Genomic DNA, 12107 nt, shown 5'->3' on the forward strand with positions numbered 1-12107 from the left:
TTTTAAACCGCAGGCTAACTGAAAACCCTACAAAGCCTGAGGTTTAATCTCAAGGACACCTTATGAAAACCTCCCTGTTTAAAAGTCTCTACTTTCAGGTTCTGACCGCGATTGCCATCGGTATTCTGCTTGGTCATTACTACCCTGAACTCGGGGCACAGATGAAACCGCTTGGTGATGGCTTCGTGAAGCTCATCAAGATGATCATCGCCCCGGTGATTTTCTGTACTGTTGTCACCGGTATCGCCGGCATGGAAAGCATGAAGGCGGTAGGTCGTACCGGTGCGGTTGCACTGCTTTACTTCGAAATTGTCAGTACGCTGGCGCTTATTATCGGGCTGGTGATCGTTAACGTGGTGCAACCGGGCGCCGGAATGAACGTCGACCCTGCAACACTCGATGCCAAAGCCGTGGAGGTGTATGCCGAGCAGGCGCAACAGCAGGGGATTGTCGCCTTCCTGCTTGATGTCATACCGGCGAGCGTGATTGGCGCTTTCGCCAGCGGCAATATTCTGCAAGTGCTGCTGTTCGCGGTACTGTTTGGCTTCGCGCTGCATCGCTTAGGCCATAAAGGCCAGCTGATTTTTAACGTTATCGAAAGTTTCTCGCAGGTGATCTTCGGCATCATCAATATGATCATGCGCCTTGCGCCGATTGGCGCATTCGGGGCAATGGCGTTTACCATCGGCAAATATGGTGTCGGTACGCTGGTGCAACTCGGTCAGTTGATTATCTGCTTCTATGTCACCTGTATTCTGTTTGTGGTGGTGGTGCTGGGTACGATTGCCCGTGCAACAGGCTTCAGCATCTTCAAATTTATCCGCTATATCCGCGAAGAGCTGCTGATCGTTCTGGGCACCTCTTCATCTGAATCCGCGCTGCCGCGCATGCTGGAGAAGATGGAGCGCCTGGGCTGCCGTAAATCGGTGGTCGGGCTGGTTATCCCAACCGGCTACTCCTTCAACCTGGATGGCACCTCCATTTACCTGACGATGGCGGCGGTGTTTATCGCCCAGGCAACCAACAGCCATATGGATATTTTCCATCAGATCACGCTACTGGTCGTGCTGCTACTGTCCTCAAAAGGTGCCGCCGGGGTGACGGGCAGCGGGTTTATTGTGCTGGCCGCCACGCTTTCCGCCGTCGGGCATTTGCCGGTGGCAGGGCTGGCGCTGATTCTGGGCATTGACCGCTTTATGTCCGAAGCGCGCGCGCTGACCAACCTGGTGGGCAACGGCGTCGCGACTATCGTGGTGGCGAAGTGGGTAAAAGAGCTGGATCAAAAACAGCTGGTCGACACGCTGGATAACCGTTCCAGCGCGGCGAAAACCCCCGGAATTTCTTCATAATTTCGTGACTTATGACCGCAGTCCCTTGTCGGGCTGCGGGTACCTGCGCATAATTACCTCCTGGATCCGTCACAATTTACGATGAAATTTCGTGATAATTCACATCGCGATGTGACGTTTTGCATTTCCCGCGGTCTAAAAGCGAAGTGTTTTAACACGCTTTTAGCCCCTTTGCGCGGGCATACTTTTTAACCAGGAATGTTGATTAGGGGTTCACATGCAGGGCACAAAAATTCGACTGTTAACGGGCGGTTTGCTGATGCTGGCAGCTGTCGGTTATGTGCAGGCAGATGCGCTCCAGCCTGACCCGGCCTGGCAACAAGGGACGCTGGCAAATGGTTTTCAGTGGCAGGTTCTGGCCACACCCCAGCGCCCCAGCGATCGCATTGAGATTCGCCTGTCTATTGATACCGGTTCGCTCACCGAAGGCAGCCAACAGAGCGGTTTCAGCCACTTTATTCCCCGCGTTGCGTTGACCCACAGTGGTCGGCTCGAACCTTCCCAGGTACGCTCGCTGTGGCAACAAGGTATTGACCCGAAGCGCCCGCTGCCGCCGGCGCTGGTCTCCTACGAATACACGCAATATAACCTCAGCATACCGAACAACCGCAGCGACCTGCTGAAAGAGGCGATGGTTTACCTGGCGGATGCCGCCGGCAATCTCACCATCACGCCGGAAACGGTGAATCACGCTCTTGCCAGCAACGATATGGTTGCTACCTGGCCGCCCGACACCAAAGACAGCTGGTGGCGCTACCGCCTGAAAGGTTCGCCGCTGCTGGGGCACGATCCCGCCGGAACACTGAAAGAACCGGTCGATGCGGCGCAACTGAAAGGTTTCTACGAAAAATGGTACACGCCGGACGCGATGACGTTGATTGTGGTCGGGAATGTGGATAGCCGCGCTATCGCCGAGCAGATTGGTAAAACCTTCGGCGAGCTGAAAGGGAAACGCCAGACGCCTGCGCCGGTTGCGACGCTGTCGCCGCTGCCGCGCCAGTCGGTTAGCCTGATGAGCGAGGGTGTCACCCAGGATCGTTTGTCGATCATGTGGGACTCCGCCTGGCAACCGATTCGCGAGTCCGCCGCGCTTGAGCGTTACTGGCGTGCGGATTTGGCGCGTGAAGCCCTGTTCTGGCATATCCAGCAGAACCTGAGCAAAAACAACGCCAAAGAGATTGGTCTCGGTTTTGACTGCCGGGTGCTGTTCCAGCGGGCGCAATGCGCCATTAACGTTGATTCACCCAATGACAAGCTCAATACCAATGTCGGCGTGATTGCGCGTGAGCTGGCGAAAGTGCGCGAGAAAGGGCTGCCGGAAGAGGAATTTAAAGCGCTTATCGCGCAGAAAAACCTTGAGCTGCAAAAACTGTTCGCCACCTATGCGCGCGCCAGTACCGATATTCTGATCAGCCAGCGGATGCGTTCTTTGCAAAACCAGGTGGTGGATATTGCGCCGGAGCAGTATCAAAAGCTGCGCCAGAACTTCCTGAACAACCTGACGCCGCAGATGCTGAACCAGGATCTGCATCAGCAGCTTTCACAGGATATGGCGCTGGTGTTGCTGCAGCCGAAAGGCGAGCCGGAGTTCAACATGAAGGATTTGCAGGCAACGTGGGATGAAGTGATGGCACCGCCAGCGGATAACGCCGCAGCGCCTGCTGCCAGTAGTGACGAAAGCCATTCTGACGTCTCGGACATTCCCCCGCAGCAGTAGTTTAGCCACCCCTCTCCGGTAAAGGAGAGGGGTGCACACCGTTATTGCGGCATGGCATCGCGCGGAATAATCGCGCCGCGATACTGAATGACCGTGCTGGCGGTTAAATGCCCGCGTTTGGCCGCTTCTGTCGCATCGCCACCGGTCAGACGTACCGACAGGTAACCCGCGCTGAAGGAATCCCCGGCCGCTGTGGTATCAATCACTTTCTCTTTTGGCAGTTTCACCGCCGGAACTTCCACCAACGCTTCACCCGCAATCGCTACCAGGCAGGACTCTGCGCCGCGCTTGATAACCACTTCTTTTACGCCCGCGAGCTGCGTGCGTTCGATAACTTCTTCTACCGGTTTCTCGCCCCACAGCAGATCTTCGTCATCCAGCGTCAGGAACGCGATATCCGTGCAAGCCAGCATTTGCTGATAAACCTGACGCGTCTCTTCTTTGCTGGCCCACAGGCGCGGACGGTAGTTGTTATCAAAAATCACTTTGCCGCCATTTGCACGGCATGCCTGCAATAACGACAACAGTTTGTTGCGGCTTGCCGGGCTAAGAATGGCAAGGCTGATGCCGCTCAGGTAGAGGTAATCGAAGGTCGCAAGTTGTTCGCAGATAGCCGCAGACTGCTCGCTCTCCAGCCAGAATTTGGCGGCTGCTTCGTTACGCCAGTAGTAGAAAGTACGCTCGCCGGTGCTGTCGGTTTCGATGTAATAGAGGCCAGGCAGGCGGTTTTCCATACGTTGCGTCAGGCTGGTATCGACGTCCTCGCTTTGCCAGGCATCCAGCATCTGCTGGCTGAAATTGTCGGTGCCAAGCGCGGTAACATAGTGCACGGAAAGCGCCGCAGGATTGACCTGGCGGGCGATATAAACGGACGTGTTAAGCGTATCGCCACCAAAGCCACGGTTCACTTCCGTGCCTTTTTGTGACAGTTCAATCATGCATTCGCCAATGACGGCAATTTTCCTGGACATAGTCATCAACCTGGATCAGATAAATTAACGGTAGTGTGCGTTGTGGGTGATTCGTGGTCAACTATATTAAAACAACGTTCCAGTATTTTTTTGAGCTAAAGCCTGTTCCTGGCAGATTTCCCGTCGGCGGTTTTTAAATTTGCCCGCAGACGGAGCGTAAAGTTATCGACACGCCCGCCGATAACTCATTGACGAATTCCTCCCGGTCATCGCCTTCGACAGGACAGCAGAAATGAAGTTAAAGCAGGTCATCCAGCAGCTAAACATTCCGGAAGCAAGCATTGAAAGCTTGCAGGAGCGTCGTTATTGGCTGCAATGTGAACGTGCTTATACTTATCAGCCCATCTATAAAACCGATGGTCGTCTGATGGCGGTTGAAGTATTAACCATTGTCACCCATCCGTCGCAGCCGGAAACGCGCATTGCGCCGGATCGCTACTTTTCCGAAGTGGCGGTGCGCCAGCGCGTTGATGTGGTGCATGAGCAAGTGGCGCTGCTGGCGGAACAAAAAGCCTTCTTCCTCAGCAATGATGTGCTGGCCTCGGTGAATGTTGACGGCCCAACCCTGCTGGCGATGCGCCAGGATACCGATCTGATGGCGTTGATTAATTCACTGCCGTGGATCCGCTTTGAACTGGTCGAACATATCCGGCTACCGCAGGATTCGACGTTCGCCTCGATCAGCGAAATTGGCCCGCTGTGGCTGGACGACTTCGGCACCGGCATGGCGAATTTCTCTGCGTTAAGCGAAGTGCGTTACGACTACATCAAAGTGGCACGCGATCTGTTCATCATGTTGCGTAAAACGCCGGAAGGGCAAAACCTGTTCACCATGCTGTTGCAGTTGATGAACCGCTATTGCCAGGGCGTGATTGTCGAAGGTGTGGAAACGCTGGAGGAGTGGCGCGATGTGCAGGATTCACCGGCTTATGCGGCGCAGGGCTATTTTCTCTCCCGTCCGGTTCCTTTAGCCAAACTTGAACACGTAATACTCGAGCTGTAACCGCAGCCCTTTCTGCGAGCCTCTACTATCTTTATGACAGGTAAGGCTTTAAAGGAAAGGCAGAACGATGACAAAAACGAGTAAAGCGATTATCGCCGTCTTCGCGACGTTGCTGTTGCTGATTGTGGTCGCCATTATCATCATCGCCACATTCGACTGGAACCGCCTCAAACCCACCATTAACGAAAAAGTCTCCACGGAGCTTAACCGTCCGTTCGCTATTCGCGGCGATTTGGGCGTGGTGTGGGAACGACAAAAAGAGGAAACCGGCTGGCGCAGCTGGGTTCCATGGCCGCATGTTCACGCCGACGATATTATGCTGGGCAACCCGCCGGGTATCGACGAAGTGACAATGGTGCATTTACCCCGCGTTGAAGCCACCCTCGCGCCGCTGGCGCTGTTTACCAAAACCGTTTACCTGCCGTGGATCAAACTGCAACAGCCCGATGCCAGGCTGATTCGTCGCTCGGAAAAGCTCAACAACTGGACCTTCACGCTCGCCAGTGACGCCAACAAAGATGCCAATGCGCAGCCTTCCAGTTGGTCATTCCGGCTGGATAACATTCTTTTTGATCGCGGGCGTATCGCCATTGATGATGCGCTCAACCGCGCTGATATCGAGATTCTGGTAAATCCCTTAGGCAAGCCGCTGCCGTTTAGCGAAGTGACCGGCAAAAGCGACAGCAAAGTCAACGCCGGGGATTACATCTTTGGTCTGACGGCGAAAGGGCGTTACAACGGCCAGCCGGTGTCCGGCAGCGGCAAAATTGGCGGCATGCTGGCGCTGCGCAGGGAAGGCACACCTTTCCCGGTGCAGGCGGATTTCCGCTCCGGTAACACGCGCGTGGCGTTTGTCGGCACCATCAACGACCCGATGAACATGGGCGGTGCCGACTTGCAACTCAAGTTCGGCGGCAACTCCCTTGGCGAACTGTATGACTTAACCGGCGTGCTGCTGCCGGACACGCCGCCATTTGAAACCGATGGCCATCTCATCGCGAAGCTCAACAACGAAAAAGGGTCGGTGTATGACTATCGCGACTTTAATGGTCATATCGGCGAAAGCGATATTCATGGCACGCTGCGCTACACCACCGCTAAACCGCGTCCAAAACTGGAAGGCGACGTTGAATCGCGCCAGTTACGGCTGGCAGATTTAGGGCCGCTGATTGGTGTCGATTCCGGCAAAGGCGCTGAGCAGTCGAAACGCACCGAGCAGCAAAAGGGCGAGAAAGCAGGGCAACCGGCAGACAAAGTGCTGCCGTATGACCGCTTTGAAACCGACAAATGGGACGTAATGGATGCCGATGTGCGCTTTAAAGGCCGGCGGATTGAGCATGGCGCAACGTTACCCATCAGCGACTTGTCGACCCACATTCTGCTGAAAGATGCCGACCTGCGCCTGCAACCGCTGAAATTTGGTCTTGCGGGCGGCACCATCTCATCGAATATCCATCTCGAAGGGGATAAAAAACCGATGCAAGGTCGGGCGGAGATTCAGGCGCGGCGGCTGAAGCTCAAAGAGTTGATGCCTGATGTCGAGCTGATGCAGAAAACCCTTGGTGAGATGAACGGTGACGCGGAGCTTCGCGGCGTGGGCAACTCCGTTGCGGCGCTGCTGGGCACCAGCAACGGCAACCTGAAATTGTTGATGAACGACGGGGTAGTCAGCCGTAACCTGATGGAAATTCTTGGTCTTAACGTCGGCAACTATATTGTCGGTCAGTTGTTTGGCGATGACGAAGTGCGGGTAAATTGTGCCGCCGCGAATCTTGATTTAGTCAACGGCGTCGCGCGTCCGCAAATCTTCGCTTTTGATACGGAAAACGCGCTGATTAACATTACCGGCACCGCCAGCATGGCGTCGGAACAACTCGACTTAACCATTGATCCTGAAAGCAAAGGCGTGCGTATTGTCACGCTGCGTTCACCGCTCTACGTACGTGGCAGCTTTAAAAACCCGCAGGCAGGGGTGAAACCCGGGCCGTTGATTGCGCGCGGTGCGGTGGCGGCAGCGCTGGCAACCCTGGTCACCCCAGCGGCGGCATTGCTGGCGTTGATCTCGCCATCGGAAGGCGAGCAGAATCAGTGTCGGGCGATTTTGTCACAGATGAAACACTAGGAAGCACAACGGGAAGTGGCCCTCTCTTCAGCGAAGAGAGGGCAAAAAGGTTACAGCGACTGGTGTTTAGTTTCGTGGGTCAGCAGCAGCGCGATAAGCGTTAACGTGGCCATCGCGGCTAGGTAGAACCCGACATACATCAGACCATAATTGGCCTGCAGCCAGGTGGCGATATAAGGTGCCACCGATGCGCCGAGGATCGACGACACGTTGTAAGAGAACGACGCGCCGGTATAACGCACTTCCGTCGGAAACAACTCCGGCAGCAGCGCGCCCATCGGACCGAAGGTCAGCCCCATCAGGCTCAGGCCGATCAGCAGGTAGGCCATCACCAGCACCGGGCTACCGGAACCGAGCAGCGGCGGGAAGACAAACAGCGCGAACAGGATGATAAGCGTGGTGATGATCACCATGCTTTTGCGGCGTCCAAAGGCGTCCGCCAGCAGACCCGCCACCGGCACCATCACACCGAAGCCAATCACCGCCATCATCAGCATCCACAGCACTTCGTTACGCGGCAGGCCCAGGCCCTGCGGCGAGGTGCTGAAGGTCATGGAATAGACCGTCATGATGTAGAACAGCGTATAGGTCGCCAGCATGATAAAGGTGCCCAGCACGGTAACGCGCACATGTTTGGTCAGCAGCGTGCCCAGCGGCACTTTCACCTGCTTCTTCGCGGCAGCGACTTTGGCAAACACCGGTGTTTCATGCAGCGAAACGCGAACGTACAGGCCAATCAGCACCAGCACGGCGGAGAAGATGAACGGCACGCGCCAGCCCCACGCCATAAACTGCTCATCGGTCAGTAACCAGGAGAGCAGCAGGAAGGTGCCGTTCGCAAAGAAGAAGCCAATCGGCGCGCCCAGTTGCGGGAAAGAGCCGTACAGCGCGCGTTTGCGCGGCGGGGCGTTTTCCGTGGCCAGCAGCGCCGCGCCGCCCCATTCACCGCCCAGCCCCAAACCCTGGCCGAAACGCGCCAGTGCCAGCAGCAACGGTGCCATCACGCCAATGGTTTCGTACCCCGGCAGCAGACCGATCAGCACGGTTGAGATCCCCATCGTCAGCAGCGAGGCCACCAGCGTCACTTTACGGCCAACGCGGTCGCCGAAGTGACCAAACACGGCGGAACCAATCGGGCGCGCAATAAAAGCAATGGCGAAGGTCGCCAGCGACTGTAGCGTGGCGGCCGTCGGGTCGCCCTGCGGGAAGAAGATATGCGGGAATACAATCACCGCAGCGGTGGCGTAAATATAGAAATCGAAGAACTCGATGGCGGTGCCAATCAGAGACGCAACGACGACTTTATTACGTGAATTTACCGGGGGATTTTCCTGCTCGTTGTCGAAAGTTGTGGCTGTAGCTTGCATAGAATTTTCTTATTTTTGCGCGAACGAACGACCATATTAGCCACAGCAAAAGCGACATTTCAATCTGTAACAAACCGGGTTTTCGCGCAAAAAACCGGCAAAAAGCGAATAATTTTCAGACTCACGATTTACCTTCTATGAAATGCTTCACAGATTTTAATAATCAGAGAATAAAACTGGTTTTTGGTTAAATAAAAGTTACGGACTGGATTTTCATGCTGAAATCGCCAGGCGGGCTGAAATATTCCATTTCCTTCAGCCCGATAGCAGTGTTAGTGGTGGGTTTTATCCGGCATGCGCGGGTCACCTTTGTACTGCGCGGTGGCGATCCACGCGGCGCAAAACAGCGTCAGGCGAGCAAAGAAGTAGAAGAACGCCATCAGCCCGAGCACCGAGCCAAACGCCGCGCCGGAAGGCGATTTGACCAGCGATGGCAGGGTCCAGGTCATGATAATTTTGATCACTTCAAACCCAATCGCGGCGAGAAATGTGCCGCGTATCAGCGCCTTTTTACGCGGGCGGTGACGCGGCAAACGCCAGAAGATCCAGAAGAAGAGCAAATAGTTCGCGAAAATCGAAATAGCCAGGCCAATCAGTCGCCAGGCCGGTTTCAGCCATTCAATGTAATCCAGGTGCAGCGCGTTGATGATCAACTGCTGCGCGGAGCCCGCCACCGACGTTATGGAAAGCGTCACGATCAGCGCGACTAACAGACCAATCAGCGAAATGAAGTCGCGGAAATACTTTACCCAGATTTTTTCTTCATCCTGCGCGTTACGCTCCCAGACATCGCGCGACTGAGCGCGGATTGCCTCGCGCAGGTTGCCGGTCCAGTTGACGCCGGAATAGAGGGCGATAGCCAGCCCGACAATCCCTACCGTCGTGCGCTGCTGCACGGCAATATTGAGGGTGTTTTGCAGTGTCGAAGCCATCGTCGGATCGCTCACGCTCATCAGGATCTTATTGAAGATGTCCTGCAACAGCGTTGGGTGCGAGGCGAGCACAAAACCGGCGGCGGCAAACGACACCATCATGATGGGGATCATCGACAGAAACGAGAAGTAGGTAATGGCCGCGCCAAACTGGTTGCCCATGCGGTCGTTAAAACGTTCCGTCGCGCGGATCAGGTGCGCCACCACAGGCCAGCGCTGGATCTTTTGCACCATGTCGGTGAGGGATGCCAGCGTGGTACTGGCGGCTGAAGGGGCAGAGTGTTTCTTTTCGGTGGGCTGCTCAGCCATCTTCCTGACGGGTTCGTAGTCGAGGTCTTGCGTCGGGCGTTTTTCATGATTTTCCGGCGTCATCAGGTCTGTTTTCCTTCTCCTGAATGTGTGGTAACTGAAATTATAGCTGCTAGTGGTCGACGTAATCCTTCAGTACGGTCGCCAGCCACTCCATAAACAGATGCACGCGGCGCGATAAATTACGGCGGTGCGGGTAAATCAGCGAAACCGGCATCGGCTCCGCACGATATTGCGGCAGGATCTCCACCAGTTTCCCCGCCCGCAGCGCTTCGCGTACGCCAACGCGCGGCACCTGAATAATCCCTAATCCGGCCAGACAGGCAGCCTGGTATGTTTCGGTGCTGTTCACCGTCAGTATGCCGCCGGTTTTCACCCAGTGTGTCTGTTTATCCTGCCAGACCTCAAAGCCTGGCGGACGCGTACCAAGGTTAACGGCGTAATGCACCAGCGCGTGGGAGGATAAATCGTCGAGCGTTTCCGGGTAGCCAAAACGCGCCAGATAATCGGGGCTGGCGCAGTTAATGACCGACAGCCGCCCGAGCTGACGGGCGATCAGACCGGAATCTTTGAGCGTGCCAACGCGCACGACGCAGTCGAACCCTTCGCGAATAATATCCACCAGCCTGTCGCTGCTGCTGAGCTCCAGTTCAATGCCGGGGTATTGTTGCAGGAAAGCGGGCAGGCGCGGGATCAGCAGATTTTTCGCCACCCCGACGGGCATATCGACGCGCAAACGGCCGCTGATGCTTGATGGATCATGCAGGAACATGCCGTCGAGCTCATCCATATTCGCCAGCAGATCTTTCGCCCGCTCGTAGTAAACCATGCCGTCCTGCGTGAGCTGGACGCGGCGTGTGGTGCGGTGCAACAACTGGGTGCCGAGGTGCGTCTCCAGCGCCTGGATCTGGCGCGATACGCTACCCTTAGGAAGCCCCATCGAGTCCGCCGCGCGGGAAAAACTCTCCAGTTCCGCCACGCGGATAAACAGTTGCATTGCGTAAATTTTATCCATCATCACGCTCGATTGTTGCCTGTAATGAAACAGTGAAGCGTAATTTAGCACCTTTATTGTTTATTCGTCAGCTAATAAGCTCTTTTCACGGTCTCACATCAGCGAAAACGAGGTTTCTTATGACACAACATATTGCTTTAGTGACAGGTGGCAGCCGCGGTTTGGGTAAAAACGCGGCGCTGAAGCTGGCAGCGAAAGGAACGGGCATTATCCTGACCTACAACAATAACGCCGAAGAAGCGCAGAATGTGGTGCGTGAAATTGAGCAAAAAGGCGTGAAAGCGGTGGCATTGCAGCTTAACGTCGGTGATATCACCGGATTTGATGCTTTTGCGCGCAACGTGCAGGAACAATTGAAATCGGTATGGCAGCGCGAAACGTTTGATTATTTATTGAACAATGCTGGCATCGGTATCAGCGCAACTTTCGCCGAAACCAGCGTTGAGCAATTTGATCAGCTGGTGAATATCCATTTCAAAGGCCCGTTCTTCCTGACGCAAAGCCTGCTGCCGCTGCTGAAGAATGGCGGGCGCATCCTTAATGTTTCCAGTGGCCTGGCGCGTTTTTGCCAGCCGGGCTATGCGGCGTATGCGTCAATGAAAGGGGCAATGGAAGTGCTGACCCGTTACCAGGCGAAGGAGCTTGGCGCGCGGGGCATTTCGGTGAATATCATTGCACCGGGGGCGATTGAAACCGATTTTGGCGGCGGGGTAGTGCGTGATAATGAGCAGGTTAATCAACACATTGCTGCGCAAACCGCGTTGGGTCGTGTCGGCCTGCCGGATGATATTGGCGATGCGATTGCCGCACTGCTGAGCGACGAGCTGGCATGGATGAATGCGCAACGCGTGGAAGTGTCGGGTGGGATGTTCCTGTAAGACCGTCACGCCCGGCAGGGTTCACTGCCGGGCGTGCAGCTTTACTGTTTCTGAAAATGCGTTACCCGGATACGCACCGGTTGCTGTTTTTTATCCAGCGAGCCGCTGATGCCGACCAGTTCATCCGGCGACACGGATTTACCATCAAATATCGCCGCTGGAATATAGACCTGAACCTGATCGGTTTTGTCGCGGAACAGGTAAAGATCACCGCTCTCCTTCTCAACCAGGTTACCGCGCAGCGAGACGGACGCGCCATCATGCAGGGCTTTTGCCTGTTTGACGGTCATGGTGCGCGCATCTTCCATGCCGCGATAGCCGTCATCCATTTTATGCGGCGGTGGCGGCGCTTTGTCCGCTTTCAGACCGGGTGCATCTTCTGCGAATGCCGTCATGGAGAACAGCGCCACCAGACTGGCGGCAAGCACAATTTTCTTCATAACC

The 12107-nt window shown here is 55.5% G+C and carries 10 protein-coding genes; 5 read left to right on the forward strand and 5 right to left on the reverse strand.

Translation table 11 applies throughout. The annotated features are described in order from the left end of the window. Nucleotides 1-62 precede the first annotated feature (62 nt). On the forward strand, nucleotides 63-1349 hold the full coding sequence (locus O3S68_RS17720) for a dicarboxylate/amino acid:cation symporter (RefSeq protein WP_020455664.1): 1287 nt from the start codon (nucleotides 63-65) through the stop codon (nucleotides 1347-1349). 217 nt (nucleotides 1350-1566) lie between these two features. Further along, nucleotides 1567-3066 carry a M16 family metallopeptidase gene (locus tag O3S68_RS17725; protein ID WP_160268412.1) on the forward strand — a complete coding sequence of 500 codons (1500 nt, stop codon included), beginning with the start codon at nucleotides 1567-1569 and terminating at the stop codon, nucleotides 3064-3066. Nucleotides 3067-3107: 41 nt separating this feature from the next. On the opposite strand, the gene O3S68_RS17730 is transcribed toward O3S68_RS17725, so the two are convergent. Next, entirely contained in the window at nucleotides 3108-4037 is a 930-nt protein-coding gene (locus O3S68_RS17730; protein ID WP_269232104.1) for a sugar kinase, read from the reverse strand. A gap of 232 nt (nucleotides 4038-4269) precedes the next feature. Here O3S68_RS17730 and pdeH point away from each other — a divergent pair, with 232 nt between their 5' ends. Beyond that, nucleotides 4270-5040 carry a cyclic-guanylate-specific phosphodiesterase gene (pdeH, locus tag O3S68_RS17735; protein ID WP_020455661.1) on the forward strand — a complete coding sequence of 257 codons (771 nt, stop codon included), beginning with the start codon at nucleotides 4270-4272 and terminating at the stop codon, nucleotides 5038-5040. 67 nt (nucleotides 5041-5107) lie between these two features. After that, on the forward strand, nucleotides 5108-7162 hold the full coding sequence (locus O3S68_RS17740; protein ID WP_269232105.1) for an AsmA family protein: 2055 nt from the start codon (nucleotides 5108-5110) through the stop codon (nucleotides 7160-7162). Nucleotides 7163-7212: 50 nt separating this feature from the next. On the opposite strand, the gene O3S68_RS17745 is transcribed toward O3S68_RS17740, so the two are convergent. The 3 genes from O3S68_RS17745 to O3S68_RS17755 all read right to left on the reverse strand — a co-directional run bounded on the left by O3S68_RS17745 (nucleotide 7213) and on the right by O3S68_RS17755 (nucleotide 10785). Beyond that, a complete protein-coding gene (locus O3S68_RS17745) occupies nucleotides 7213-8529 on the reverse strand; it encodes an MFS transporter (RefSeq protein ID WP_020455659.1) in 1317 nt (438 codons plus the stop codon). 272 nt (nucleotides 8530-8801) lie between these two features. Then, nucleotides 8802-9833 carry an inner membrane protein YhjD gene (gene yhjD, locus O3S68_RS17750; RefSeq protein ID WP_020455658.1) on the reverse strand — a complete coding sequence of 344 codons (1032 nt, stop codon included), beginning with the start codon at nucleotides 9831-9833 and terminating at the stop codon, nucleotides 8802-8804. Between the two features lie 49 nt (nucleotides 9834-9882). Then, the gene (locus O3S68_RS17755; RefSeq protein WP_044489752.1) at nucleotides 9883-10785 is read right to left on the reverse strand and encodes a LysR family transcriptional regulator; all 903 of its coding nucleotides are present in this window, start codon (nucleotides 10783-10785) and stop codon (nucleotides 9883-9885) included. A gap of 119 nt (nucleotides 10786-10904) precedes the next feature. On the opposite strand from O3S68_RS17755, the gene O3S68_RS17760 reads away from it, so the two are divergent. Beyond that, nucleotides 10905-11663 carry an SDR family NAD(P)-dependent oxidoreductase gene (locus tag O3S68_RS17760; protein ID WP_045507652.1) on the forward strand — a complete coding sequence of 253 codons (759 nt, stop codon included), beginning with the start codon at nucleotides 10905-10907 and terminating at the stop codon, nucleotides 11661-11663. A gap of 41 nt (nucleotides 11664-11704) precedes the next feature. Here the strand turns inward: O3S68_RS17760 and O3S68_RS17765 are convergent, their stop codons facing one another. After that, complete coding sequence (locus O3S68_RS17765) at nucleotides 11705-12103, reverse strand: YdeI family stress tolerance OB fold protein (protein WP_020455655.1); 399 nt, start codon at nucleotides 12101-12103, stop codon at nucleotides 11705-11707. Nucleotides 12104-12107 lie beyond the last annotated feature (4 nt).

Origin of the sequence: Kosakonia sp. SOY2 (genome assembly GCF_027109175.1) — a bacterium.
Classification (GTDB): Bacteria; Pseudomonadota; Gammaproteobacteria; order Enterobacterales; family Enterobacteriaceae; genus Kosakonia.

Coding starts and splice junctions, on each gene's coding strand:
- O3S68_RS17760 (WP_045507652.1), top strand. CDS start 10,905: ATGACACAACATATTGCTTTAGTGACAGGTGGCAGCCGCGGTTTGGGT.
- O3S68_RS17720 (WP_020455664.1), top strand. CDS start 63: ATGAAAACCTCCCTGTTTAAAAGTCTCTACTTTCAGGTTCTGACCGCG.
- O3S68_RS17765 (WP_020455655.1), bottom strand. CDS start 12,103: ATGAAGAAAATTGTGCTTGCCGCCAGTCTGGTGGCGCTGTTCTCCATG.
- O3S68_RS17755 (WP_044489752.1), bottom strand. CDS start 10,785: ATGGATAAAATTTACGCAATGCAACTGTTTATCCGCGTGGCGGAACTG.
- pdeH (WP_020455661.1), top strand. CDS start 4,270: ATGAAGTTAAAGCAGGTCATCCAGCAGCTAAACATTCCGGAAGCAAGC.
- O3S68_RS17730 (WP_269232104.1), bottom strand. CDS start 4,037: ATGTCCAGGAAAATTGCCGTCATTGGCGAATGCATGATTGAACTGTCA.
- O3S68_RS17745 (WP_020455659.1), bottom strand. CDS start 8,529: ATGCAAGCTACAGCCACAACTTTCGACAACGAGCAGGAAAATCCCCCG.
- yhjD (WP_020455658.1), bottom strand. CDS start 9,833: ATGACGCCGGAAAATCATGAAAAACGCCCGACGCAAGACCTCGACTAC.
- O3S68_RS17740 (WP_269232105.1), top strand. CDS start 5,108: ATGACAAAAACGAGTAAAGCGATTATCGCCGTCTTCGCGACGTTGCTG.
- O3S68_RS17725 (WP_160268412.1), top strand. CDS start 1,567: ATGCAGGGCACAAAAATTCGACTGTTAACGGGCGGTTTGCTGATGCTG.